This window comes from Janthinobacterium darwini (assembly GCF_051380905.1).
Classification (GTDB): Bacteria; Pseudomonadota; Gammaproteobacteria; order Burkholderiales; family Burkholderiaceae_D; genus Janthinobacterium.
In genome coordinates, this window is the sequence record NZ_JBNYXX010000002.1 from 197002 (window position 1) to 221839 (window position 24838).

The following is a 24838-nucleotide window of genomic DNA, read 5'->3' on the forward strand; positions in this document are numbered from 1 at the left end:
TGGTAGATAGGCAGTCTCCATCTTGCGCATCCACGAAAGGCTTTATTCCATGTACCACGCTTCGCGTTCCCTCCTTACCCGCACCGTCCTGGCCTGCGCCCTGTCGCAGATCGGCATGGCCCTGGCCCTGCCGGCGCCAGCCCTGGCACAAAGCCAGCAAGTACGCGTCTATGGCATCCCCGCCGGCCCGCTCGGTGACGTGCTGACGCGCTTCGGCAGCGACAGCGCCATTTTATTGTCGTTCTCCAGCGAGGCTACGCAAGGCTTGCGCAGCGCCGGCCTGCAAGGCAGCTATGACGTACAAGACGGTTTCCGCGTGCTGCTGGCCGGCAGCGGCCTGCAAGCCGTGCCGCAATCGAATGGCGGCTACCTGCTGCAAAAGATCCCCGCCAGCGCCAGCGCACCCACGGCGGACAGCCGTGGCGTGACCGTCATGAGCGGCGTCACCGTGGTGGCGGCGGCCGAGCGCAGCGCCGCCACCAGCGGCACGGGCAACTACACTGGCGGCCCCGCCAGCGGAGCCACGGGCCTGGCCTTGACGCAGCGTGAAACGCCGCAATCGCTGACCATCGTCACGCGCCAGCAGATGGAAGACCAGAACAGCAATGCCGTTTCCGACGTCATGAAAAACGTCAATGGCGTGAGCGTGCAAAACTATGACAGTGACCGCTGGAGTTTCCAGGCCCGCGGCTTTTCTGTTACCAATTTCCAGTACGATGGCGTGTCGGCCATCTATGACGGCGTCTACGACTGGGGCACGACGAATAGCGACATGGCCATCTATGACCGCATCGAAGTGCTGAAGGGCGCTACGGGGCTGATGAGCGGCTCGGGCGACCCATCGGCCACCGTCAACATGGTGCGCAAGCGCCCCACCGCCCACTTCGAGGGCTCGGCCACCCTGGGCGCCGGCTCGTGGGACAACTACCGCGGCGAAGCCGATATCTCCGCCCCCCTGAATGACAGCCGCACGCTGCGCGGCCGCCTGGTGGGCGCCTACCAGGACAAGCACTCCTACCTGGACCGCTACACGCAGCAGAAATCCGTCGCCTACGGCATCATCGAGGCGGACCTGACACCAGTCACCTTGCTGACGGCCGGCTTCACGCACCAGGATTACAAGCCACGCGGCTCCACCTGGACGGGCTTCCCCTTGCTGCTTTCCGATGGTTCGCGCACCGATTTCCCCACCGCGTGGAACCCGGCTACGGACTGGAGCCGCCGCGACATGCAGAACACCACTCTGTTCACGTCGCTGGAACATAGCTTCGCCAACGAGTGGAAAATGAAATTGAGCGCCAACCAGTTGCGCAGCAAGCATGACAGCGTTCTCGGGTCGGCCAGCGGCGGCAACCCACGCCCCGACACAGGCGAAGGTAGCTATTTCTTCATGGGAAAATACAAGGGCGACCGCCGCCAGAGCACAGTCAACGTCGACGCCAGCGGCCCGTTTACCCTGTTCGGTCGCCAGCATGAAGCAATGATCGGCTATTCCACCTCGACGGCCAAGCAGGATGGCCCCGTCTACGAATCGATCTATCCACCCCTCGATGGCAGCTATTTCCACTGGCGCGGCCAGTATGCGGAACCGGCCTTCAAGCGCCTGGGTAACGACAACGACCGCACGCGCCAGAGCGGCCTGTATGGCGCCGCGCGCCTGCATCCCGTCGATGCGCTGTCCGTCATCGTCGGCGCGCGCGTCAGCAACTACAAGCAGGAACAGGACCGCACTTTCTTCGACGCCGGCACCGCACGCATCACCTCGCGCATCGAAGAAAACAACGTCATCACGCCGTATGCGGGCGTCGTGTATGACCTCGACAAGACATACTCCGTGTTCGGCAGCTACACGAGCATCTTCGCACCGCAGAGCAATCGCGACATCAACCGGCGGTTTCTATCGCCCGTGCGCGGCAAGGGGTTTGAAGCGGGTGTGAAAGCGGAGTACCTCGACGGCAAGGTCAATGCCAGCGCGTCCCTGTTCCAGATCCGTCAAAGCAACGTGGCCAGCTCTGTGGGCGAAGTCAACGGCGAAGAAGCGTATAAAGCCATCGACGGCGTCACCAGCCGCGGCGTGGAAATGGAGGTGACGGGCGAAGTGGCCAGGGATGTGAAGCTGAGCGCCGGCTATACCTACACCCACGTGCGCGACGCGGATGGCAAGGACGTGTTTTCCACCATGCTGCAAACCACGCAGCCTGCCCACCTGCTGCGCGTGCAAGGCACGTGGCGCCTGCCGGCCAGCCTGGACAAGCTGACCGTCGGTGGCGGCATCAACTGGCAAAGCAGCTACTACGGCAATATCTGGAATCCCGCCATCGAGGACTATTCACGCATCAAGCAGGGCAGCTACGCGCTGGTCAACTTGATGGCGCGCTACGAGATCAGCAAGAACGTCACGGCCAGCGTCAACGTGAACAACCTGCTGGACAAGAAGTACTTCACGGGACTGGGCCTGTTCCAGACGGGCTTCTACGGCGAACCGCGCAATGTGATGTTCACCGTGCGCACGAAGTTCTAACGCGAAGTTCTCACTAAGCACCGTACAGCGCCAGCGCCCAGGCTGGCGGGCGCAATTCCAGCGCCAACGGCAGGTAAGCGGGATCGAAGCGCGCCGCCAGCAGGTACACATTGGCGGCGCCCTTCGGCTCCCATTTCCCCGTAAAGCCCTTTTCACCGGCCGCCACGCGCTTGCGGTCGAAGGGCACAGCGCTCTTCGCGAATTCCTCGTGCGTCTTTCTGCCCTGCGCATACGGCGCCAGCCAGGCCAGCGCCTCGGCCAGGCGCCGCGCTTCCGGCGCGTCATACCAGTCATCGCCATGCGCCTGCGCCATCAGAGCTGTCGTCAGCAGCGGCTCCAGGCTGTAGGTGGTGTAATGCAGGGCGTCGCGCTGCTCGAAGTCGAAGGGCACGCCGCCTGCGCCGATATTGCGCGGCACGTGCGCCAGGAAGCGCTCCTTCGCGCGCGCAATCAGCAAGGCCTCGCCCGTGACATACGCGGCGGCCGTGCCGATCTTGATGCGGTGGCTATGCCAGTTGTTGCGCGCCGTGGACGGACCGCCCACCTTGATGGGATCACTCAGATACCCCTGCGCCAGGGTGCGGCAGAACACGTGCACCTGCTCGCGCTCGACGCCGCTCAAACGCTCCTGTACCAGGTCAAAGCCCATCAACAGGCTGGCCAGCTCCGTCTCATCGACAGGGCTGAACGATGGCTGATAAGAACCGCTCCAGGTCAGCAACAGCTGGCGCGCTGCCTCGAAATGCGCCATCTCGCCCGACAGTCTCCAGGCCAGCGCCTGCAAGCGTGCCTGACGCCAGTCTTCCTGCGCCTGCTGGCTGGTCTCGCGCCCGCCCTCGCCCTTCAGCAAGCCGCCCGTGCGCACTTCGGCCATCAGGTGCACGGGCCGTGCTGCATCCTTGCGCGCCGCCTTGAGCACCTGTTCGGCAACGGCCGGCGCCACCCGCGCCTTGAGCGTGCGGGTGCGCGCCGCGGACATCAGCGCAAACGGCGGCGCGCTATCACGCGGGTGCGGCGCGGCGCGCAAGCCGGCCAGGGGCAGCGCCAGCAGGCCGCCCAGCAAGGTGCGCCGGCGCGTAAAGTGCGCGCTCAAAACCGCGTTTCCCGCGCCGCGCGCAAGAAGTTATCGAGGATGGGCGTGCAGTCGAGCAACTCGACGCCGCCCGCCGAATGAAATTCCGGGTGCCACTGCAAGCCCATGACGAAGCGCGCCCGCTGGTAGCGGATGGCTTCGACGATATTGTCCCCTTGCGAATACGCTTCCACGGTGATATCGCGCCCCAGGTCCTTGACCGACTGGTGGTGAATGGAATTGACGAGCGCCTCGCCCGTCTTCGGGAACAGGCCCGCCAGGGACGAGCCTTTCGGGAAGACGATGGTGTGGCGGTGGCGGTCATACAGGTCGTTGACGTGGGAGGTCGCGCCATCCACGTCCGAGGCGATATCCTGGTACAGGGTGCCGCCAAAGCCCACATTGATGAGTTGGCAGCCGCGGCATATGCCCAGCACGGGCTTGCCGGCATCGACGAATTCGTGCAGCAGTTCCAGTTCGTACAGGTCGCGCGCGCGGTCGCCGCTCCATTCGGGCCGTGTGGCCGCCTCGGAATAGGTCTGCGGCGAGACGTCGGCGCCGCCCTGCAGCACCAGGCCGTCAAGGTGACGCGCATAGTGGCGCAAGGTGATATTGCTCGGGTGTAGCTGGCCACTGGTATTGACCGTCGGGATCATGAACACCAGCACGTCGCGCGACATGACCCATTGGGCGATCGACTCTTCCAGGTATTGCAGGTTCTTGCTGCGCAGGCCAGTGGCGCCCGGCTCCGGGTGGAAAATGCGTGCCGAGATGCCGATGCGCAGAGTACGCCGCATGAAATCGCGGCTGGCCTTGTCGCGCATCGAGCGGTAGCGCGACGAGATCACCCGCCAAGCCAGCGCCAGCGGCGTGTCGTTATCCTTCAGGTAGCGGGGCGCCGCATCGCGCGCACGGTGCTCATCATCGGGTGCCCTGCCGACCCGGTCGGGTCGCGCCGGCGGCGCTGGATCGGGGGAAGGGGAATGCTGGGGATCTTTTTCGTCTGACATGGCAAGGCTGACTGAAAGCGGAGACGTTTTCAATATAAACCCCTGCCTCCCAAAGCACGATTCAATTTTGTAACAAAAGCACATGTGCGGCGCATCCACGCAACAATTCCGCGGCCCAGCGCATACAGCCCGTTTACGCGGGCGGCCTCGCTTTTTAGAGAATCTTTACGCCCCCGCTGCTAATCTTGAACGTACCTCAACCACCGCTGCAAAGCCACCATGGAACCCCATTCACGCCTGCAAACGCATCAAGCACATCAAGCACTGCCCCACCGCCACCCCCGCCTGCCCACTTTCCTCATGCATATCACGGTCGACAAGTCCTGCCTGGCCGAGCTGCGCCAGCTGGTCGTCAAGACGTGCGGCGGCATGCTGTCGTTCATGCGCGTCGAGGCGGTCGACCACGCCGAACGCATGAAGGTATGGCTGTGCGTGACGGAGCCGGCCCTGCGCCTGACCATGGATGCCGTCATGCGCCTGCTGCCGGCGGCGGAATTTGGCCGCATCAGCCAGGGGAAATCGTCATGAACCAGTACTCCTGCGAGCAGGCGATGTCTTCATCGCGCATTACCGCGCATTTCCAGGGCATCTGGGTGCCGATGGTCACGCCATTCCGTGATGGCGATGGCGAAATCGACTTCGACGCCGCCCAGCAGCTGGCCAGCGAACTGGCCGCCAGCGGCATAGATGGCCTGGTGGTGTGCGGCACCACGGGCGAAGCGGCCATGCTGAGCGCCACGGAGCAAACCATGCTGCTCGAAAGCGTACTCGAAGCCATCGGTCCCCGCTTCCCCGTCGTAATGGGCGTGGGTGGCAGCGATACGCGCGGCGTCGTCGCCACGGTGCAGCGCTATCACGACCATCCGCTGGCCGGTCTGCTGGTCTCGGCACCGTCCTATGTACGCCCTTCGCAAGACGGCATCGTGCGCCACTTCCAGGCCATCGCCGCCGCCACCGACCAGTCCATCGTGCTGTACAACGTTCCTGCCCGCACGGGGGTCAATATCGAACCGCAGACGGCGGCGCTGCTGGCGTGCGACTCGCACTTCGTCGCCATCAAGGAAGCGGGTGGCAAGCTGCAGCAACTGGGCGAACTGCTGCTCGACACGCGCCTGGACGTGCTGTGCGGCGACGATGCGCTGCTGCTGGCCAGCCTCTCCATGGGCGGCCATGGCGCCATGTCGGCCGCCGCCCAGATACGCCCCGACCTGTATGCGCAGCTGTACCACCTGGTCAAGCAGGGCCGCCACGGCGCCGCCGGCGCCCTGTTCAAGGTCATGCTGCCCGTCATCCGCCTGCTGTTTGCCGAACCCAATCCTGGCCCAGTGAAGGCGGCGTTGGCCATGCAGGGCAAGGTGCGCGACGAGCTGCGACTGCCGATGACGCCGATGTCTTCGGCCGGCAAGCACAAGCTGGCCGAAGCACTCGAACCACTGATGGCACTGCCCGTATGGACAGCCGGCGACAGGGACGCGCCACGCGAAGGCTGTTTGCTGCAACTGATCTCCGCCGCCAACCTGATGCCAGCCGTGCGCCAAGATGATCATCGCCATCACGGATGAACGCGGGGGGATGGAGAAATCCATCCTGGCCGGGCGGCTGGCCGCCTCGCGCGCGCTGGCCGGACGCAAGGTACTGCTGCTCGATGCCGATCCACGCCAGGGAGCCATGGAGCAGGCCAGGAATATGCACGACGGGGCCAAGCACGGCAGCATGACGCGGCCAAGCCTGATGGCGCGTGCCATCAGCGCCAAGGGCCTGCAGCCGGAGCTGGAACACCTGGTGAACTGCTACCATGACATCGTCATTGACAGCGAAGGCCGCGACTCCATGGGCAGCCGCTCGGCCCTGATCGCCGCGCGCGTGCTGGTGGTGCCGCTGGACGGTGTCGTGGACGGCGCCGCGCAGGCTTGCCTGGCGCGCCGCATCGCGCACGCGCGCAGCGTCAATCCTGACCTGCGCGTCCTGCTGGCGACGGACACGCAAGCGGCCCCCGCCCATGCCCTGGCCGCACAGATTCCCGCCTCCCGCGTGGTCAGCCTGGGACAGCTGTATTGCGCCGTCTTTAACCTGCCAGCCTAGCTCGGCATGCAAAAAAAAAAGGCGGCGCATGCGCCGCCTCTCCTTTTATCTCCGTCAATTAAAACGTTTTGCTGACCGTCAGTTGCAGCGCTGTCTTGCCCATGAATTTGCCATTCACCGGCGACGCATAGGCCGACTTGCCCGCGTTCGTGCCGATCACGGCCAGCGCGCCTGTCACGATGCCGAAATCGCGCGTGACGCCCACTTTCCAGTCCGTGTAGCTCGACGCATCATTGTTTTTGACCTTCTGGTGGCCAGCGTGCAGGGTGCCGGTCCAGCCGTTCGTCAGGTCGATATTCGCGCCAATGTCCAGGTAGCCGCTGTTCTTGCTGTTGACGATACCGAACAGGTTGGAGACGGCGTGCGAATACTTGATATAGGCGGGACCATACGACAGCTGGCCGTAGACTTCCTGCGTATCCGCGTCGGCCAGGCCGGCGATACCCTTCAAGCCATTGTCCGCATACACATACGCGAGCACGCCCACGTCATAGCCGATATCGGCCGTCAACTGGCCGCGCTTGCCCGCATACAGATCCACTTCCACGTCGCCACTGCCGCCCGCATCCTTGGTCCACTTGATGGTGGAGGCCCAGGCGCCCGCATACAGGCCGGTGGGGTTGTTGACGTAATCGACGCCGCCCTGCAGCGCGGGTTTCAAGCGCGTCTGCGAAATGCCGCGATAACGGTAGTCGGACACGCCGGCCACGTTGAAGCTGACTTCATTATCGGGCTTGGCCTCTTCCGCATGGGCCAGGCTGCCCGTAAAGGCGGTGGCGACGGCAAGTGCAAGTAGCATTTTATTCATGGTTTTTTCTTCTTCATGGGTGGTATGGGCCTTTGCCAACATGGCGCAGCTGGCCCGCCGCTGCAAAACAATGGGTAAAGCGTCCCCCCGGCGCGCGCGGCGCCCGTTTTCCAACAGGGGATTAACAGTTGTTAGAGCGGCAGCAGCAAGCGGTAGCCGACAGCCGTTTCCGTCAGCAGGTACTGCGGCTGGGCCGGGTCGGCTTCCAGCTTCTGGCGCAGATGCCCCATGTAGATACGCAGGTAGTGGCCGTTTTCGCTATTCGATGGCCCCCACACTTCACGCAGCAGTTGCGGATTGGTGACCACCCTGCCTGCGTTCTTCACGAGTACCGACAGCAAGCGGAATTCCGTTGGCGTCATGTGCACCAGTTGCTTGTTGCGCGTCACCAGCCGGTCCTTCAAGTCGACCCGCACGTCGCCGAACTGCACCACACCATCGTCGCTGGCGGCAGGCTGGCGCTGACGGCGCAAGGTGGCGCGCACGCGGGCCAGCAGCTCGCCAACGCCGAACGGCTTGGTCAGGTAATCGTCGGCGCCCGCGTCCAGCGCGCGTATCTTGTCCTCTTCGTCGACACGCGCCGAAAGCACGATGATGGGCACGGCCGACCATTTGCGGATGTCAGCGATGAAGTCGATGCCGTCGCCGTCGGGCAGGCCCAGGTCCAGCACGATCATGTCGGGCCGGCGAGTGCCGGCATCGATCAGACCCCGCTGCATGGTGGCGGACTCGAAAATCTGCCAGCCCTCGTCCTCCAGCGCGGCACGCACGAAGCGGCGGATTTGCGGCTCATCCTCAACCAGCAAGGCGGTGGCGGAAGGTTCGTTCATGATGGTTTTCCTGTTTCATAGTCGTTGGCGTCATCGAGTTCTATCTCTGGCGGCGCAGGGGGCGTGCCCAGCGGCAGGCTGAACACGATGGCAGCGCCCTGTCCCGGCGCGTGCGGCTGCGCGTGGATGGTGCCACCGTGGGCTTCGACGATGGCGCGGCAGATGGCCAGCCCCAGTCCGACGCCCGGCTTGTTCGATTCGCGCTCGCCGCGCGTGAATTTTTCAAAGATGGCTTCTTCGCGGCCAGGCGGCAGGCCCGGGCCATCGTCAAACAACCTCACCTGCAGGAACTGGCCGTGCACCCCGGCCGCGACCGTGATGGTGCTGCCGGGCGGCGTGTACTTGGCCGCGTTTTCCAGCAGGTTGCACAGCACGCGCTCGATCAGCACGGCGTCGTAGCGCACCAGCGGCAAATCCGGCGCCAGCTGCGTCTGCACGGCATGTTGCAGCAATTGCGGGCCGCTGGCGCGCAGCGCGCTGCCCACCACTTCTTCCAGCGCCTGCCATTGCAGGTTCAGGCGCACCTGTCCGCTTTCGATGCGCGCCATGTCCAGCAAGTTCGCCACCAGGGCGCTCATGCGCACGGTTTCGGACTGCAGCGAGCGCGCCATGTCCAGCTGCGCAGGTGACAACGCCGGCCTGGACAGGGCCAGCGATTCGGCCAGCCCCACCAGCGACGTCAATGGCGTGCGCAAGTCGTGCGAGAGTGCCGCCAGCAGAGAGTTGCGCAGGCGCTCGGACTCCATCTGCAGCAGCGCACCCTGGGCCACGTCGATGTAATGCACGCGCTCGAGGGCGATGGCCGCCAGGGCGGCAAAGGTATCGAGGTGCTGGCGCTGCTCCGGTACCAGCAGCCAGCGCCCGTGCTGGGCAGCCTCCAGCGGCAACAGCGCCAGCACGCCCCGCGTGCGCATCGGCGCGATCAGCGGCAGGTAGAAAATGGGGGAAGCAGGCAAGGTATCGGTACCCGTGCCAGCTGCCTGCGCATGGTCGAAGGCCCACTGCGCGATGCCCATGTCCAGCGCCTCGCTTCCGTTCGGGGTCTGCAGGCTGCCCTCGTCATCAGGCAGGAGCAAGGAGGCGCGTGCGCGGAAAGCCCGCTCGATGGCGCTTTTCGTGATATCGAAAATCTGCTCCGTCTGCAGCACGCCGGACAATTCCCGCGAAAACTCGTACAGGGCGCGGGCGCGCGCTTCGCGGTGCGATGCAACGCGTGCCTGGAAGCGCAGGCCGGCCGTCAGGTGGCCTGTGATCAGGCCCACGGCCAGCATCACCCCAAAGGTGATCACATACTGAAAATCGCCCACGGCAAACGAGAAGCGGGGCGGCACGAAAATGAAATCGAAGCAGGCCACGCCCACCAGGCTGGCCAGCGCCGCCGGCCCGCGCCCCAGGCGCACGGCCACCAGCACCACCGTCAGCAGCGACAGCATGGCGATATTGGCCAGGTCCAGGTAGGGTTGCAGGGGGACCGAGGCCAGGGCCGTGCCCAGGCTGGCGCCGGCGGCCAGTATGTAGCGCCAATGGCGCGATGGCCTGCGCGTCGCCTCCGCATCCTCGCCCGGCGCGCGCCGGGGCGCCGCATCCGCTGGCGGCAAGCCTACTTCGATCAAATCGATATCGGGTGCCAAAGTGGCCATGCGCACGGCGGGCGGCGCATGCCACAAGCGCGCCAGCGCACCGGCGCGGCCACGGCCTACGATGACTTTCGATATATTCGCGCTGCGCGCATACTCGACCACGGCGCCGGCGATGTCGGCGGACGGCACAATGGCCGTGCGTGCGCCCAGGTCCTGCGCCAGTTTCAGCGTTTTCAGGATGCGTTCGCGTTCGCGCGCCGGCAGACGCTGCAGGCGCGGCGTTTCCACGTACAGCGCGTGCCATTCGGCATTCAGCTGGCTGGCCAGGCGCGCCGTGCTGCGGATAACGTGTTCGCCACCCGCGTGCGGCCCCACGCAGGCGAGCAGCGCGGCGCCCGTCTTCCAAACGGAATTGATGGATTTCTCGACGCGGTAAGCCTGCACGTCGTCCTGCACCCGGTCCGCCGTGCGGCGCAAGGCCAGTTCGCGCAGGGCGATCAGGTTACCCTTGCGGAAAAAATGCTGGGATGCCCGCTCGGCCTGCTGCGGCTGGTATACCTTGCCCTGCTTCAGGCGGCGCAGCAATTCATCAGCCGGAATATCGACCAGCACCACTTCATCGGCGCGGTCGAACACTGTGTCAGGCAGGGTTTCTGCCACGCGCACGCCCGTGATCCCGCCCACCACATCGTTGAGGCTTTCCAGGTGCTGCACATTCACGGTCGACAGCACGTCGATGCCGGCCGCAAGCAACTCCTCGACATCCTGCCAGCGCTTCGGATGACGCGAACCGGCCACGTTCGAATGGGCCAGTTCATCCATCAATATCAGCGACGGCGCGCGGCGCAGGGCCTCGTCCAGGTCGAACTCGAAAAGGGTCTTGCCCCGGTATTCGATCGCCTTCAAGGGGAGTACGGGCAAACCGTCAAGCTGGGCGGCCGTATCCTGGCGCCCATGCGTCTCCACCACGCCCACCAGCAGATCCTGGCCATCGGCCAGCAGTTTGCGGGCGGCGGCCAGCATCGCATAGGTCTTGCCGACGCCGGCCGATGCGCCGAAGTAAATGCGCAGCCGGCCGCGCGCGGCTTTCTTTTCCTGTGCCTGCACTTGCGCCAGCAGGGCATCAGGGTCGGGGCGTTGGCTGTCGTTGGGGAGCATGGGTATCTTTTAATTGTCGATTAGCCCAAGAACAAGGGCTGGGGTCAGACCCGACGGGTCTGACCCCGATATCATCTTACTTCGCGGCCGCATCGAGCGCCAGATTCAGTTCCAGCACATTCACCCGTGGTTCGCCGAAAAAGCCGATATACGCGGTTTTCTGTACCTTGGCGATGGCGTTTTCCACCTGCGCCAGCGGCACTGCGCGTACGCGGGCCACACGCGGCGCCTGGTACAAGGCTGCCGCCAGGCTGATTTCCGGGTCCAGGCCGCTGCTCGATGCCGTCACCAGGTCGACGGGAATGGCGCGCGTGTTGCCTGGATCAGCTTCCTTCAGCGCGGCGATGCGCGCCTTGACGGCGTCCACCAGGGCCGGATTGGTCGGTCCCTGGTTCGAGCCGCTCGAACCGGCACCGTTGTTGGCCATCGGCGCGGTGGCCGATGGACGGCCCCAGAAATACTTGGGCGAGGTGAAGGACTGGCCGATCAGCATCGAACCGACGGGCTTGCCACCACGCTCGACGATGCTGCCATTGACTTCATCGTTGAAGGCCAGCTGCCCGATGCCGGCCGTGGCAAACGGATAGACGACACCGCAAATCACGGTCAGTGCGGCAAACAGGACCAGGGCGGGACGTACGATAGTGCTCATGATGGTTCCTTTAGACTAAATTGAGTGCGGACAGCAGCATGTCGATCAACTTGATCCCGATGAAGGGCAGGATGATGCCGCCCAGGCCGTAGATCAGCAGATTGCGACGCAACAGGCTGGCCGCGCCGATGGCCCGGTATTGCACGCCCTTCAGGGCCAGCGGGATCAGCACGACGATGATCAGTGCATTGAAGATCACAGCCGACATGATGGCCGAGGCGGGGCTGGCCAGGTGCATGATGTCGAGCGCCTTCAACTGCGGATAGGTGCCTACGAAGGCGGCCGGGATGATGGCGAAGTACTTGGCGATGTCGTTCGAAATCGAGAACGTCGTCAGCGAACCGCGCGTCATCAGCATCTGCTTGCCGATTTCAACGATTTCCAGCAGCTTGGTCGGGTTCGAATCCAGGTCGACCATATTGCCAGCCTCTTTTGCCGCCTGCGTGCCCGAGTTCATGGCTACGGCCACGTCGGCCTGGGCCAGCGCCGGGGCATCATTGGTGCCGTCGCCCGTCATGGCCACCAGGCGGCCTTCGGACTGGTAGCTGCGAATCAGCTTGAGCTTGTCTTCCGGTGTCGCTTCGGCGAGAAAATCGTCCACGCCAGCCTCGGCTGCGATGGCCGCAGCCGTCAGCTTGTTGTCGCCCGTGATCATGACGGTCTTGATGCCCATGCGGCGCAGTTCCGCAAAACGCTCCTTGATGCCACCCTTGACGATGTCCTTCAGTTCCACGACGCCCATGACGCGGCCATCGTCGACCACGACCAGCGGCGTGCTGCCGCGGCGCGCGATATCGTCGACGGCGCGCGCCACCTCGGCCGGATACGGCTCGCCCAGCGCTTCCACATACTTTTTCATGGAATCGGCCGCACCCTTGCGCAGCTGGCGCACCTGCTGTTCGCCAGGGATATCCACACCGCTCATGCGCGTTTGCGCCGTGAAGGGCACGAAGGTGGCGTGCAGGCTGGCCATCTCGCGTTCGCGGATGTTGAACTTCTGCTTGGCCAGCACGACGATGCTGCGCCCTTCCGGCGTTTCATCGGCCAGCGATGCCAATTGCGCCGCGTCGGCCAGCTGCTGCTCCGTCACGCCGGGAGCAGGCACAAAGCTTGACGCCTGGCGGTTGCCCAGGGTGATGGTGCCCGTTTTATCGAGCAGCAGCACGTCCACGTCGCCCGCCGCTTCCACTGCGCGGCCCGAGGTGGCAATCACATTGGCTTGCATCATGCGGCTCATGCCAGCCACGCCGATGGCCGACAGCAGGCCGCCGATGGTGGTCGGAATCAGGCACACCAGCAGCGCGATCAGCACGGTGATGGTAACGGGCGTGCCACTGCCGGCTGCCGCCACGGAAAACAGCGAATACGGCAGCAAGGTCACAGTGACGATCAGGAAGACGATCGACAGAGCCACAAGCAGGATCGTCAGGGCGATTTCATTCGGCGTCTTCTGGCGCTTGGCGCCTTCGACCATGGCGATCATGCGGTCGATGAAAGCTTCGCCCGGGTTGACGGAAACGCGCACCAGCAGCCAGTCCGACAGCACGCGGGTGCCGCCCGTGACGGCGGAGAAATCGCCGCCCGATTCGCGGATCACAGGTGCCGATTCGCCCGTGATGGCGCTCTCGTCGACGGAGGCCACGCCGGCCGTCACTTCGCCGTCGGCGGGAATGACGTCACCCGCCTCGACCAGCACCGTCATGCCCTTGCGCAGGTCGGTTGCCGGCGTGGGCAGCCAGGAGGTGCCGTACTTCGGCGTTTGCATTTTCTTTGCCATCACCGTTTGCTTCAGGGCGCGCAACGAGGCCGCCTGGGCCTTGCTGCGGCCTTCGGCGAGCGCTTCGGCGAAGTTCGCGAACAGCACGGTAAACCACAGCCACACGGCGACGGCGACAATGAAGCCGAACGGCGCTTCACCCTGGCCGTTCAGGGCCTGGATGGCCAGCAGGGTCGTGATGATGCTGCCCACGTAGACGACGAACATCACGGGGCTGCGCCACTGCGTGCGGGGGTCAAGTTTTTTGAACGCATCGACGATGGCAGGGCCAATCAATGCGGAATCGAACAAGGTCAGGCTTGTGCGTGACATGGTAGCCTCTTATTTTGTAAAAAGTTGCAGGTGTTCGACGATCGGGCCCAGGGCCAGCGCGGGAACGTAATTGAGCACGCCGACCAGCACCACCACGCCGATCAGCAGGCCGATGAACATGGGGCCGTGCGTAGGCATGGTGCCGGCATTGGCCGACAGGCGCTGCTTGGCCGCCAGCGAACCGGCCACTGCCAGCACAGGTACGATCACGCCGAAACGGCCGAACCACATGGCGATCGCCAGCATCACGTTGTAGAACGGCGTGTTGGCGGACAGCCCGGCAAACGCGCTGCCGTTATTGTTTGCCGCCGACGTGAAGGCGTACAGAATCTCCGAGAAGCCGTGCGCGCCGGGATTGGCCACGCCGATCTTGCCCGGTTCGACCATCACGGCGATCGCCGTGCCCGTCAACACCAGGGCTGGCGTGACCAGGATGGCCAGCGACACCATCTTCATTTCATAGGCCTGGATTTTCTTGCCCAGGTATTCAGGCGTGCGGCCTATCATCAGACCGGCGATGAAGACGGCCAGGATGGCAAACATCAGCATGCCGTACAGGCCCGTGCCCACGCCGCCGAAAATCACTTCGCCGAATTGCATCAGCAGCAGCGGCACCATGCCGCCCAGGGGCATGTAGGAGTCGTGCATGGAATTGACTGCGCCGCACGATGCCGCCGTCGTCACCGCCGCGAACAGAGTCGAGGAGCTGATGCCGAAGCGCGTTTCCTTGCCTTCCATATTGCCGCCCGATTGCAGGCTGCTGGCCTGCTGGTCCACGCCCAAGACCTGCAAAGCGGGATTGGCTTGCTGCTCGGCGCTCATCACGCCGGCTGTCATGACGACAAAGATCAGGGTCATGGCGGCCAGCACGGCCCAGCCCTGGCGCAGGTCGCCCACCATGCTGCCGAACGTGAAGCACAGGCCGGCGGGAATGATGAAGATGGCCAGCATCTGCAGGAAGTTCGACAGCACGGTCGGATTTTCATACGGATGCGAGGAATTGGCATTGAAGAAGCCGCCGCCATTCGTGCCCAGCAGCTTGATCGATTCCTGCGACGCGACGGGGCCCATGGCGATCGTCTGCGTGGTCGCCACTTGTGCTTCCATTACGGGCTTACCGGCGGCATCCACCACGGGCTGACCATCGGCCGTCATTTTCGGCGTTTCATACGCCACCTGGTCGAGCAGCGTCACTTCCTTGTAGGCGGAAAAGTTCTGGATCATGCCTTCGCCCATGAAGACGACGGACAAGGCCAGCGACAGCGGCAGCAGGATGTACAGGGTGGAGCGCACCAGGTCGACCCAGAAGTTGCCGATCGATTTACCCGAGCGCGAGGCGAAACCGCGCACCAGCGCGAAGATCACGGCGATACCGGTGGCCGCCGAAAAGAAGTTCTGGCATGCCATGCCCAGCATCTGGGTCAGGTAGCTCATGGTCTGTTCGCCGCCGTAGCCCTGCCAGTTGGTATTGGCGACGAAGCTGACGGTGGTATTGAACGAGGAGTCGGGGCTGACGGCACCCAGGCCCTGTGGATTAAGTGGCAAGAAGCCCTGCAGGCGCTGCAGGCCGTAGACGAAGACGGCGCCCACGGTATTGAAGACGATCAGGGCGATGGCATAGCTTTTCCAGCCCATGGCCTTATCGGCAGGCAGGCCGGACCAGCGGTACAGCAGGTTTTCCAGCTTTTGCAGCCAGCCCAGGCCACGCACGGGGCCATCGCCGGCCACCTTGGCCATGTAGAGGCCCAGCGGATAGCCGGCGGCCAGCAGTACAACCAGGAAGGCCACCAATAACAGTATCGATTGCGTCGTCATCACAGTTCCTCCGCCTTCAACAGTGCCACCAGCAGGTACACGAGCAGGCCAGCCGACACGACGGCGCCCAGCACATAAAACGCGTTCATTTGACGCTCCCTAATTTGTCGCAGGCGACGGCAAAGCCGACCACCACGACGAAAAAAACGGCAATCAAGCCGAGATACACGATATCCATTCCCACCCTCATTCAGGTTTGTTTTGATAGTGAGCAGATTAGCCAAAAGGGTCTAAAAAATTCGTAAAGACTGGAGAGTCAGCTGTAAACAAGATGTAAAAACGGGGGCTTTAGGGCATAAAATCGTCCACAATGGGCGCAAAACCGCGCGCGCAGCGCACTGTTGTTGCCCTGGAGTAGCGCTATTGCTCGCTGGACAAGATAGAATGCGCGAGCGTCCGCACAAGGACGCCATGCCTGCCGCACTGCCCTCTCCCAGTGACGCTGGACGGGATATACTGTATATTCATACAGTTATCGCCGCCGTTGTCACTGCGCCCTGCAGTGCCCTGGCCTGGCGTTCCAACCACTGTCTTTACTTAGCTTGAACACGTATGGCCACTAAAAAACCAGCATCCGACTACAGCGAATCATCCATCCGTGTCCTGAAGGGACTGGAACCCGTCAAGCAGCGCCCGGGGATGTACACCCGCACTGAAAATCCGCTGCACATCATTCAGGAAGTGATCGACAATGCCTCCGACGAGGCGCTGGGCGGTCACTGCACGCATATCGCCGTCACGCAAAACACGGATGGCAGCATCACCGTAGAAGACAATGGCCGCGGTATTCCCGTCGGACTGCACCCGGAAGAAGGCGTGCCGACGGTGGAAATCGTGTTTACAAGGCTGCACGCGGGCGGCAAGTTCGACAAGGGTTCGGGCGGCGCCTACGCGTTTTCGGGCGGCTTGCACGGCGTTGGCGTGTCCGTCACCAATGCGCTGTCGACGCGCCTGGAAATCACCGTCTGGCGCAAGGAAAGCGACGGCAACGGCTTGCACCACATGGTGTTCGCAAATGGCGACGTGATCGAACCCTTGAGTTCCCGCCCCGCTCCGCGTGACGGCAAGAAGTCGGGCACGCGCGTGACGGCCTGGCCCGATGCGAAGTATTTTGATTCGCCCAACATCTCGCAAACCGAGCTGCAGCGCTTGCTGCGCTCGAAAGCCGTGCTGCTGCCGGGCGTGACCGTCACCCTGACCAACGCGAAAACCGGCGACACGCAGACCTGGCTGTACGCGGAAGGCTTGCGCGGCTACCTGACCGAATCGCTGGCGCAGGTGTCGAATGGCGAAACCCTGATTCCCCTGTTCGAAGGCGCGCAGTACGCGGGCCCGGACTCGGAAGGCTTTGCCGAAGGCGAAGGCGCGGCCTGGGTGGTGGCGTGGACGGAAGAAGGCGCCATCGTGCGCGAATCGTATGTCAACCTGATTCCCACCTCGAATGGCGGCACGCACGAATCGGGCTTGCGCGACGGCCTGTTCGGCGCCGTGAAAAATTTCGTCGAGATGCACTCGCTGCTGCCGAAAGGCGTGAAACTGCTGCCGGAAGACGTGTTTGCGCGCGCTTCCTTCGTGCTGTCGGCGAAAGTGCTGGACCCGCAATTTCAGGGCCAGATCAAGGAACGCCTGAATTCGCGCGACGCCGTGCGCCTGGTCTCGACCTTCACCAAACCACCACTGGAACTGTGGCTGAACCAGCACGTCGACTACGGCAAGAAGCTGGCCGATCTCGTGATCAAGCAGGCGCAGTCGCGCCAGCGTTCACTGCAAAAAGTAGAAAAGAAAAAATCCTCGGGCGTCGCCGTCCTGCCGGGCAAGCTGACGGACTGCGAATCGTCGGACATCACGCGCAATGAACTGTTCCTCGTCGAGGGTGACTCGGCGGGCGGTTCGGCCAAGATGGGCCGCGACAAGGAATTCCAGGCGATTTTGCCCCTGCGCGGCAAGGTCCTGAACTCGTGGGAGACGGACCGCGACCGCCTGTTTGCCAATAACGAAATCCACGACATTGCGGTGGCCATCGGCGTCGATCCGCACAGCGTGGGCGACACGCCCGATCTGTCCGGCCTGCGCTATGGCAAGATCTGCATCCTGTCGGATGCGGACGTGGACGGCTCGCACATCCAGGTACTGCTGCTGACCCTGTTCTTCAAGCACTTCCCGGCCCTGATCAACAAGGGCCATATTTGCATCGCCCGCCCGCCCCTGTACCGGGTCGATGCGCCAGCGCGCGGCAAGAAGCCGATGCAGAAAATCTATGCGCTCGATGACGGCGAACTGGTCGCCATCGAGGACAAGCTGCGCAAGGAGGGCGTGAAACAGGGCGCCTGGTCGATCTCGCGCTTCAAGGGCCTGGGCGAGATGAACGCCGAGCAACTGTGGGAAACGACGATGAACCCGGACACGCGCCGCCTGCTCCCCGTGACTCTGGGCGAAATCGACCACATGACTTCCGCCGCGCGCTTCAACATGTTGATGGGCAAAGGCGAAGCGGCAGGACGGCGCGCCTGGATCGAGGAACACGGCAATGAGGCGGAGGCCGATATCTGATGATCATCGGCATCGACCTGGGCACCACCAACAGCCTGGTCGCCATCTGGCGCGACGGCAAGGCTTCCATCATCCCGAATGCGCTGGGTGAACACCTGACGCCGTCGTGCGTGAGCATCGATGACGACGGCACCGTGCTGGTTGGCCGCGCCGCGCGCGAGCGCCTGCAGACGCACCCGCAGCTGACGGCCGCCGTCTTCAAGCGCTACATGGGCAGTGAAAAGAAGATCACCCTCGGCACGCAGCAATTCCGTCCGGAAGAGCTGTCGTCGATGGTGCTGCGCGCGCTGAAGGAAGATGCCGAAGCCTTCCTGGGCCACAAGGTCGAGGAAGCCATCATCACCGTGCCCGCGTACTTCAGCGATGCGCAGCGCAAGGCCACGCGCATCGCCGGCCAGCTGGCGGGCTTGCGCGTGGAGCGTCTGCTGAACGAGCCGACAGCCGCCGCGCTGGCCTACGGCATCCGCGACAAGGAACAGGAAAGCAAATTCCTCGTCTTCGACCTGGGCGGCGGCACGTTTGACGTGTCGATCCTGGAGCTGTTCGAAGGCGTGATGGAAGTACGCGCCTCTGCCGGCGACAATTTTCTGGGCGGCGAAGACTTCGTCACGGTGCTGGTCGACGCCTTTTTGGACGGCAGCGGCTTGCGCGACGCGGCCGGCAGCCGCCTGTTCGACCCGCGCCAGCAGCAGTTGCTGCGCGATGAAGCCGAGCGCGTCAAGCGCCTGTTGTCGGAGCAGCCATCCGTGCGCATGGCCACGCGCTACGAGGACAAGGAATACAGCTGGGAAATCAGCGAAGACAGGCTGGCGCAGTTGTGCGAACCGCTGCTGGCGCGTTTGCGCCTGCCCGTGGAACGGGCGCTGCGCGACGCCACCATCCGCGCTGCGGAATTGAATGAAGTGGTGCTGGCCGGCGGCGCCACGCGCATGCCGCTGGTGCGCAAGCTCGTATCACGCATGTTCGGGCGCTTTCCCGCCATCCACCTGGACCCGGACGAAGCCGTGGCACTGGGTGCCGCCGTGCAGGCTGGCCTCAAGATGCGCGATGCGGCCCTGGACGAAGTGGTCATGACGGATGTGGCACCGTATTCGCTGGGCATTTCGATTTCGCGCCAGGTCGGCGCAAACCAGTATGAAGGCGGGCATTACCTGCCCATCATCGAGCGCAACTCCGTGGTGCCCGTCTCGCGCACGGAAAACATCACCACCATCTACGACAATCAGAAGGAAATCAACGTGGCGATCTTCCAGGGCGAGTCGCGCCTGGTGGCTGACAACGTCTTTCTCGGCAAGATCAGCTTCCCGATACCCGCAAAAAAGGCGGGCGAGATCGGCATCGACGTGCGCTTCACCTACGACGTCAGCGGCGTACTGGAAGCGGAAGTAACGGTGCTGGCCACGCAGGAACGCCACAAGATGATCATCAGCGACAACGCGGGCGTGATGACGCCGGAACAGATCGAGCAGCGCTTCCTTGAACTGGCCGACCTGAAGATCCACCCACGCGAACAGATGGAAAACCGCACCCTGGTCACGCGCGCCGACCGCCTGTACGAACAGTCACTGGGCGACGTGCGCCAGTATCTGGCGGCGCACACGGCCAATTTCCAGGCCGCGCTGGAAACGCAGGACCCGAACACCATCCGCAAGGCCCGCCAGGCGCTCGACGAGGTGTTGCGCCAGGTCGAGAGCGAAAGTTTCCTGTAAATGGACGGTGGCATGCACAACGGACAGCGCAGCCTGTGGGATATCCTGGGCACGGAGCCGACCGGCGACGAACGCGCCCTCAAGCGTGCGTATGCGAAGCGCCTGAAGGTGACGCGCCCCGAAGACGATCCGGCCGCCTTCCAGGAACTGCGCGAAGCGTATGAATACGCGCTGCGCAATGCGCACCTGTTTGCTGCGGAGTTGCCGGAACCGCAATCGGCTGGGGCCGAAGCGGAAGCGGCGGAAGTGCCAGAAGCGGCGCCCATGGAACCGGCCGACCTGTGGGGCGTGATCGACGATGCGGCGCAGGAGCCGCCCGCAGAACTGTGGGGCATCATTGCCCGGGAGCCCGCACCGCCGCCAGAACAATGGGGTGTGGTCGCCATCGATCCGACGCAGGAAGCGGCCAATCTGTGGCAAGGCTGCCTGGCGCAGACGCGCCACGCCGATACCAGCGACGTGCTGGCCCGCATGCTGCAGGACGACGCCATGCTGAACCTCGACGTGCGCGAGGAGTTCGACCTGTGCGCGCTGCGCTATTGCGCCAGCGCCGGCTATGACCTGGCGCTGCGCCAGGCCCTGTTCGAGCAGCTGGGCTGGGACCGCGATTTTTCCTACCTGGCGCGCAGCCATGCGGACCTGGTGCGCAGCGCCGTGCAGCGCTACCGGGCGGACCGCTCGTTCGCCCATTTCAGCGACAACCGCGACAGCTACCCCGGCCTGGACTGCCTCATGTCGCAGCAGCCGCCATCGGCCTACGCGCGCCAATTGTTCGACCGAAAATTCACGCTGCAGCTGCGCGAACTGCTGCACGCGATACGCTGGCAGCACGCCGAGATGCTGGCCTGCAAGCTCGATACGGACCTGTTCGAGCAGTGGGAACACGCCGTCCATGCCAAGCGCTACTTCAAGCAGACGGCGCTGGCCTCGGGCGGCCTGGGTTTCGTGCTGCACTTCATGCTCGCCGGTGTGCTCGATGCGGCCGGCTTCAAGCTCGGCGATACGGCCGCCTATGCCAGCCTGCTGGGCTTCCAGGCGCTGGCCTTTGCCCTGCTGGCCATGCATGCTTTGCGCTGGCCCTCGCCGCTGTTCGCGCGGCTCGACACGCTGCAGGAAGCGCTGCAGGAACGCCTGCCCGTGCTGTGGGCGCGGCCCGGCTTGCGGCAACTGGGCTGGATCGTGCCCTATCTCGTGCTGGCGCTGCTGCTGTTCCTGCCCGAGCGCAGCGAGACCATGCACCTGGTGACTGCGGCCGGTTTGTGCGCGTCGGCCCTGCTCGCGTATGCGCTCAATCGCCAGCTGCTGCATGGCATGCTGCTGCTCCTGTGCCTGGGCCTGTCGCTGTTCGTCGCCATGTTCATGAGCGGCAAAGGTTCCACCGCGCTGGCCATCGGCGATGCCATGCCATTGATGTTTTGCCTGGCGGCGCTGGCCCTGCGCAGCGCTACCGGCCTGTATGGCGATTGCGGCTGGCCCGAGGCGCTCTTGCCCCGCCTGCGCGCGGCATGGCTGGTCGGCTGTGCGGGCTTGCTGTCGCTACTGTATGCGCAGCAGTTGCCAGCCCCCCTCGTCGGCGCCACGCTGTATGCCTGGTCGTGCGCCGGCTTGCTGTTTTCCCCCAGCGATTTCAAATGGAAGACGATGTGGCCGCTGGTGCTGGTGCCCTCCATTGCCAGCTTCGTGCTGGCCGGTCAGGCTCTTTCCATCCGCGCCATGCCAATGATGCATAACAGCGTCGCACTGGCCGTGGCCGTGCTGTATCTGACCTTGCGCTACATGTATCTGACGTACGGCAAGTCCTTTTCCAAATCCAGGCTGTCATAATCAGCCCCACGAATTCAACCGCAACCACTAACACCGAAACAAGCGCCATGTCCACACAAACCAATTTATTTGACGATGCCCAGCCTGAGCCGATCGAGCCGGATGAACCGGTATTCGACGGCGAAGCGCTGACCCTATCCACCTTTGCCGAGCGCGCCTATCTCGATTACGCCATCTCCGTCGTCAAGGGTCGCGCCCTGCCCGACGTGTGCGACGGCCAGAAACCCGTGCAGCGCCGCATTCTGTATGCGATGAATGAACTGGGGCTCAATTCCACGGCCAAGCCGCGCAAATCGGCGGCAGTGGTCGGCGACGTGCTCGGTAAATTGCATCCGCACGGCGACCAGTCCGTGTATGACGCGCTGGTGCGCATGGCGCAGGATTTCTCGCTGCGCTACCCCTTGATCGATGGCCAGGGCAACTTCGGCTCGCGCGATGGCGATGGCGCCGCGGCGATGCGCTACACGGAAGCGCGTTTGACGCCCATCGCCAAGCTGCTGATGGATGAAATCGGCATGGGCACGGTGGACTTCCAGCCCAACTACGACGGTTCGACGGAAGAACCGAAGCTGCTGCCGGCGCGCCTGCCGATGGTGCTGCTGAACGGCGCCTCCGGCATCGCCGTGGGCCTGGCGACAGAAATCCCGTCGCACAACCTGGCGGAAGTGGCGAAAGCGGCCGTGGCCATGATCCGCGATCCGAAGATGACGCACGCCGAACTGATGGCCATCATTCCCGGCCCGGACTTCCCCGGCGGCGGCCAGATCATCACACCGTCCTCGCAAATCCAGGACATGTATGCGAGCGGCCGTGGCAGCATGAAAGTGCGCGCGCGCTGGAAGATCGAAGAGCTGGCGCGCGGCCAGTGGCAAGCCGTGGTAACGGAACTGCCGCCCGGAACCTCGTCGCAAAAGGTGCTGGAAGAAATCGAGGAACTGACGAATCCGAAGATCAAGCTGGGCAAGAAGGCGCTGTCGCCGGACCAGGTGGCCCTGAAGGCGCTGATCCTCAATTCGCTCGACACCATCCGCGACGAATCGGGCCGCGCCGCGCCCGTGCGCCTGGTGTTCGAGCCGAAGTCGAAGAACCAGGACCAGACGGAATTCATGCTGATGCTGCTGGCGCACACCTCGCTGGAATCGTCGACCTCGATCAACCTGGTGATGATAGGCGGCGATGGCCGCCCACGCCAAAAAGGACTGGGCGACATCCTGCGCGAGTGGATCGACTTCCGCTTCGAGACCGTCACGCGCCGCACCGGCTACAAACTGGGCAAGGTCAAGGACCGCATCCATATCCTGGAAGGCCGCGAAGCGATCCTGCTCAATATCGACAAGGTGATCCAGATCATCCGCAATTCGGACGAACCGAAAGCGGCCCTGATCGAAGCGTTCAATCTGTCCGAACGCCAGGCCGACGACATCCTGGAAATCCGCTTGCGCCAGCTGGCGCGCCTGGAAACGATCAAGATCCAGCAAGAGCTGGCCGAGCTGCGCAAGGAAGAAAAGTCGCTGCAAGACCTGCTCGACAACCCGGGCTCGATGAAGCGCGCCATCATCCGCGAAATCGAGGCGGACGCCAAGCAGTTCGGCGACGCGCGCCGCACCGTGATCGAGGAAGCGCAAAAAGCCGTAGCGGAACAGAAGGTCGTCGACGAGGCGGTCACCGTCATCATTTCGGAAAAAGGCTGGGTGCGTGCGCGCACCGGCATCGGCCACGATGCGGCGCAGTTCACCTTCAAGGCGGGCGACACGCTGCATGGCGCATTCGAATGCCGCACGGTCGACACCCTGCTGGGCTTTGGCAACAACGGCAGGATTTACTCGGTTCCCGTCTCGGCGCTACCCAACGCGCGCGGAGATGGAGTGCCGATCACGACCTTGTGCGACCTGAGCGGGGGCACGCCGGGCAACGCCGTGCGCATCCTGCATTACTTTGCGGGCAATGGCGCCACCAACTTGCTGCTGGCATCGAGCGCCGGCTACGGCTTTATCGCCAAGGCGGGCGACATGAGCAGCCGCCTGAAAGGCGGCAAGGCCTTCATCACCCTGGACGACGGCGACGTGCCCCTGGCGCCGAAGGTCATCCCCGATGCAGCCAGCGCCCTGGCCTGCCTGACGGAAGGCGCACGCCTGCTGGTGTTTGGCCTGGATGAAATGAAAACCCTGTCCAAGGGCGGCACCGGCGTCAAGCTGATCGACCTCGATGCCAAGGACAAGCTGCTGGCCGTGCAGCCGATCACCCAGCGCGGCGTGGTGGTCTCGGGCATCGGCAGGGGATCGAAACCGCAGGATGCGTCGCTCGGTGCCACGGCCCTGGCCGAGCACTTCGGCAAGCGCGCCAAGAAAGGCAAGGCGCTGGCGGCCAAGCTGAAACCGGTGTCCATGGCGGCCATCGGCTGAGCGCCACCCGTCCATACGAAAAGACAGGTTCGCCTGTCTTTTTTTTCGTCCATCGCCGCGTACCGGCAACAGGAGAAAATAGTTTTATAGATACGCGCCGCGTTCCCGTTATCCCTGCAGGCATTGCCACCGGCATGCAGCACATGGACAGGAGAACAGGGATGAGAAGTCAGTTTTCAGGCACAGCGACATGCAGCGCCTGACCCCGGCCGAGCGGCTGGTCGCGGCCATGGCGGCCGAAGGCTTGCCGTACAAAAGTATCGCCAGGGAGCTGGGCAAGTCGCCGGCCACCGTACGCAACCAGCTACATGCGATTTATCAGAAACTCGGCGTGGGCAACCGCACGGCGCTCGCCTACAAGCTGCGAGGCGCGCTTTAAGGCCGCGACAGGCGCAGCACCTCGGGCGTCGCTTCAACGATATCGATCACGTCCTGCGCCCCGCTTGCATCGCCCAGCGCGTAACGCCCCATGCCCAAAGGCCGCAGCCGGGTAACGGAGCCGGCACGGGGACGGTCATCGGGGCCGGGTGCCACGGACGTCAATGTCGCCTCCTCCTGCGCCATGGCGGCGGGCGCGCCGAACTCCAGCACCTTGCGCCCCTTGCGGCTGGGAGGAAAGGTGAACGTGGCCGTGGGCCGGTACACCTCGATACCATCGGCATCCTCCTCGAAGGAATGCGTCCAGCTACCGCTGGGCAATGCCGTTGTCATGCCGTGCATGCTGCCTCCCGTTTAC

At 63.9% G+C, this 24838-nt stretch carries 19 protein-coding genes; 9 read left to right on the forward strand and 10 right to left on the reverse strand.

The genetic code is table 11. The features are described 5' to 3' along the window. Positions 1-49: 49 nt before the first annotated feature. A complete protein-coding gene (locus ACQ4WZ_RS16375; RefSeq protein ID WP_436573983.1) occupies positions 50-2521 on the forward strand; it encodes a TonB-dependent siderophore receptor in 2472 nt (823 codons plus the stop codon). A gap of 13 nt (positions 2522-2534) precedes the next feature. Here ACQ4WZ_RS16375 and ACQ4WZ_RS16380 read toward each other — a convergent pair whose 3' ends face one another. Beyond that, positions 2535-3614 carry an alginate lyase family protein gene (locus ACQ4WZ_RS16380; protein WP_436573984.1) on the reverse strand — a complete coding sequence of 360 codons (1080 nt, stop codon included), beginning with the start codon at positions 3612-3614 and terminating at the stop codon, positions 2535-2537. Further along, positions 3611-4603 (reverse strand): gamma-glutamyl-gamma-aminobutyrate hydrolase family protein, encoded by a 993-nt coding sequence (locus ACQ4WZ_RS16385; RefSeq protein WP_101482806.1) that lies wholly within the window; start codon positions 4601-4603, stop codon positions 3611-3613. The genes ACQ4WZ_RS16380 and ACQ4WZ_RS16385 overlap by 4 nt, the downstream gene beginning before the upstream one ends. A 219-nt stretch (positions 4604-4822) precedes the next feature. On the opposite strand from ACQ4WZ_RS16385, the gene ACQ4WZ_RS16390 reads away from it, so the two are divergent. From ACQ4WZ_RS16390 to ACQ4WZ_RS16400, 3 genes are read left to right on the forward strand one after another with little or no spacing between them, the layout of a single operon-like run. Next, a complete protein-coding gene (locus ACQ4WZ_RS16390; RefSeq protein WP_243857931.1) occupies positions 4823-5131 on the forward strand; it encodes a hypothetical protein in 309 nt (102 codons plus the stop codon). Next, a complete protein-coding gene (gene dapA, locus ACQ4WZ_RS16395) occupies positions 5128-6165 on the forward strand; it encodes a 4-hydroxy-tetrahydrodipicolinate synthase (protein WP_101482807.1) in 1038 nt (345 codons plus the stop codon). Before ACQ4WZ_RS16390 ends, dapA begins: the two co-directional genes overlap by 4 nt. Beyond that, positions 6143-6685 (forward strand): division plane positioning ATPase MipZ, encoded by a 543-nt coding sequence (locus tag ACQ4WZ_RS16400; RefSeq protein WP_101482808.1) that lies wholly within the window; start codon positions 6143-6145, stop codon positions 6683-6685. Before dapA ends, ACQ4WZ_RS16400 begins: the two co-directional genes overlap by 23 nt. 58 nt (positions 6686-6743) lie before the next feature. On the opposite strand, the gene ACQ4WZ_RS16405 is transcribed toward ACQ4WZ_RS16400, so the two are convergent. From ACQ4WZ_RS16405 to kdpF, 7 genes are all read right to left on the reverse strand, one after another. Beyond that, on the reverse strand, positions 6744-7493 hold the full coding sequence (locus tag ACQ4WZ_RS16405) for a TorF family putative porin (RefSeq protein WP_101484729.1): 750 nt from the start codon (positions 7491-7493) through the stop codon (positions 6744-6746). A gap of 131 nt (positions 7494-7624) precedes the next feature. After that, positions 7625-8323: a two-component system response regulator KdpE gene (gene kdpE, locus ACQ4WZ_RS16410; RefSeq protein WP_010401402.1), complete on the reverse strand. Its 699-nt coding sequence runs from the start codon at positions 8321-8323 to the stop codon at positions 7625-7627. After that, positions 8320-11061, reverse strand: coding sequence for a DUF4118 domain-containing protein (locus tag ACQ4WZ_RS16415; RefSeq protein WP_436573985.1), 2742 nt, complete (start codon positions 11059-11061; stop codon positions 8320-8322). Before ACQ4WZ_RS16415 ends, kdpE begins: the two co-directional genes overlap by 4 nt. A gap of 76 nt (positions 11062-11137) precedes the next feature. Continuing rightward, a complete protein-coding gene (kdpC, locus tag ACQ4WZ_RS16420) occupies positions 11138-11713 on the reverse strand; it encodes a potassium-transporting ATPase subunit KdpC (protein WP_101482810.1) in 576 nt (191 codons plus the stop codon). 10 nt (positions 11714-11723) lie between these two features. Then, positions 11724-13802, reverse strand: a complete 2079-nt coding sequence (kdpB, locus tag ACQ4WZ_RS16425) for a potassium-transporting ATPase subunit KdpB (RefSeq protein WP_133989271.1) — start codon at positions 13800-13802, stop codon at positions 11724-11726. Between the two features lie 9 nt (positions 13803-13811). Next, positions 13812-15617: a potassium-transporting ATPase subunit KdpA gene (kdpA, locus tag ACQ4WZ_RS16430; RefSeq protein WP_101482812.1), complete on the reverse strand. Its 1806-nt coding sequence runs from the start codon at positions 15615-15617 to the stop codon at positions 13812-13814. Continuing rightward, entirely contained in the window at positions 15617-15706 is a 90-nt protein-coding gene (kdpF, locus tag ACQ4WZ_RS16435) for a K(+)-transporting ATPase subunit F (protein WP_034746483.1), read from the reverse strand. The genes kdpA and kdpF overlap by 1 nt, the downstream gene beginning before the upstream one ends. A gap of 463 nt (positions 15707-16169) precedes the next feature. Between kdpF and ACQ4WZ_RS16440 the strand changes: the two genes are divergently transcribed. The 5 genes from ACQ4WZ_RS16440 to ACQ4WZ_RS16460 all read left to right on the forward strand — a co-directional run bounded on the left by ACQ4WZ_RS16440 (position 16170) and on the right by ACQ4WZ_RS16460 (position 24481). Continuing rightward, positions 16170-18167, forward strand: a complete 1998-nt coding sequence (locus ACQ4WZ_RS16440; protein WP_101482813.1) for a DNA topoisomerase IV subunit B — start codon at positions 16170-16172, stop codon at positions 18165-18167. Further along, positions 18167-19876, forward strand: coding sequence for a molecular chaperone HscC (locus ACQ4WZ_RS16445; RefSeq protein WP_101482814.1), 1710 nt, complete (start codon positions 18167-18169; stop codon positions 19874-19876). The genes ACQ4WZ_RS16440 and ACQ4WZ_RS16445 overlap by 1 nt, the downstream gene beginning before the upstream one ends. A gap of 12 nt (positions 19877-19888) precedes the next feature. Continuing rightward, entirely contained in the window at positions 19889-21700 is a 1812-nt protein-coding gene (locus ACQ4WZ_RS16450; protein ID WP_436573986.1) for a J domain-containing protein, read from the forward strand. A gap of 47 nt (positions 21701-21747) precedes the next feature. After that, entirely contained in the window at positions 21748-24102 is a 2355-nt protein-coding gene (gene parC / locus ACQ4WZ_RS16455) for a DNA topoisomerase IV subunit A (protein ID WP_133989268.1), read from the forward strand. A gap of 190 nt (positions 24103-24292) precedes the next feature. Next, complete coding sequence (locus ACQ4WZ_RS16460; protein ID WP_101482817.1) at positions 24293-24481, forward strand: helix-turn-helix domain-containing protein; 189 nt, start codon at positions 24293-24295, stop codon at positions 24479-24481. On the opposite strand, the gene ACQ4WZ_RS16465 is transcribed toward ACQ4WZ_RS16460, so the two are convergent. After that, positions 24478-24822, reverse strand: coding sequence for a hypothetical protein (locus tag ACQ4WZ_RS16465; RefSeq protein ID WP_133989267.1), 345 nt, complete (start codon positions 24820-24822; stop codon positions 24478-24480). The two genes, ACQ4WZ_RS16460 and ACQ4WZ_RS16465, sit on opposite strands and share 4 nt — an antisense overlap. Positions 24823-24838 lie beyond the last annotated feature (16 nt).